The organism is Salinicola sp. V024 (assembly GCF_052645315.1).
The window spans coordinates 1-1725 of record NZ_JBQXYB010000035.1 but is presented as its reverse complement, the minus strand read 5'-3'; the positions used below and the strand labels follow the sequence as shown (position 1 = coordinate 1725).

Here is a 1725-nt window from a genome sequence, read left to right as displayed (position 1 = left end):
CGCTCTTTAACAATCGATCAGGTAATTGATGTGGGCGCTTGTTCTCGCGTGACAGCCAGTCACGACATATCGAGGCAAGCGACTCGTCAAGATTCGTTTGACCTTGAACCAAGTTTGGTCCGCTTTTCTTCTTGTTCTTCGGGGCGAGAGAAGTAAGGACTATCAGACTTTAAACTGAAGAGTTTGATCATGGCTCAGATTGAACGCTGGCGGCAGGCCTAACACATGCAAGTCGAGCGGCAGCACGGGGAGCTTGCTCCCTGGTGGCGAGCGGCGGACGGGTGAGTAATGCATAGGAATCTGCCCGGTAGTGGGGGATAACGTGGGGAAACCCACGCTAATACCGCATACGTCCTACGGGAGAAAGCGGAGGATCTTCGGACTTCGCGCTATCGGATGAGCCTATGTCGGATTAGCTAGTTGGTAAGGTAACGGCTTACCAAGGCGACGATCCGTAGCTGGTCTGAGAGGATGATCAGCCACACTGGGACTGAGACACGGCCCAGACTCCTACGGGAGGCAGCAGTGGGGAATATTGGACAATGGGCGAAAGCCTGATCCAGCCATGCCGCGTGTGTGAAGAAGGCTTTCGGGTTGTAAAGCACTTTCAGCGAGGAAGAAAGCCTCTGGGTTAATACCCTAGAGGAACGACATCACTCGCAGAAGAAGCACCGGCTAACTCCGTGCCAGCAGCCGCGGTAATACGGAGGGTGCGAGCGTTAATCGGAATTACTGGGCGTAAAGCGCGCGTAGGTGGCTTGGCACGCCGGTTGTGAAAGCCCCGGGCTCAACCTGGGAACGGCATCCGGAACGGCCAGGCTAGAGTGCAGGAGAGGAAGGTAGAATTCCCGGTGTAGCGGTGAAATGCGTAGAGATCGGGAGGAATACCAGTGGCGAAGGCGGCCTTCTGGCCTGACACTGACACTGAGGTGCGAAAGCGTGGGTAGCAAACAGGATTAGATACCCTGGTAGTCCACGCCGTAAACGATGTCGACTAGCCGTTGGGACCTTTAAGGACTTAGTGGCGCAGTTAACGCGATAAGTCGACCGCCTGGGGAGTACGGCCGCAAGGTTAAAACTCAAATGAATTGACGGGGGCCCGCACAAGCGGTGGAGCATGTGGTTTAATTCGATGCAACGCGAAGAACCTTACCTACCCTTGACATCCAGAGAAGTTGGCAGAGATGCCTTCGTGCCTTCGGGAGCTCTGAGACAGGTGCTGCATGGCTGTCGTCAGCTCGTGTTGTGAAATGTTGGGTTAAGTCCCGTAACGAGCGCAACCCTTGTCCTTATTTGCCAGCACGTAATGGTGGGAACTCTAAGGAGACTGCCGGTGACAAACCGGAGGAAGGTGGGGACGACGTCAAGTCATCATGGCCCTTACGGGTAGGGCTACACACGTGCTACAATGGCCGGTACAAAGGGCTGCGAGATCGCGAGATGGAGCGAATCCCAGAAAGCCGGCCTCAGTTCGGATCGGAGTCTGCAACTCGACTCCGTGAAGTCGGAATCGCTAGTAATCGTGAATCAGAATGTCACGGTGAATACGTTCCCGGGCCTTGTACACACCGCCCGTCACACCATGGGAGTGGACTGCACCAGAAGTGGTTAGCTTAACCTTCGGGAGAGCGATCACCACGGTGTGGTTCATGACTGGGGTGAAGTCGTAACAAGGTAGCCGTAGGGGAACCTGCGGCTGGATCACCTCCTTAAACGACCAGCTTA

General features: G+C 55.2%; 1 rRNA gene. It reads left to right on the top strand.

Going from position 1 to position 1725, the window contains the following annotated elements:
* Window positions 1-171: 171 nt before the first annotated feature.
* A 16S ribosomal RNA gene (locus tag ACUN9V_RS19865) occupies window positions 172-1712 on the top strand.
* The last annotated feature ends 13 nt before the right edge of the window (window positions 1713-1725 follow it).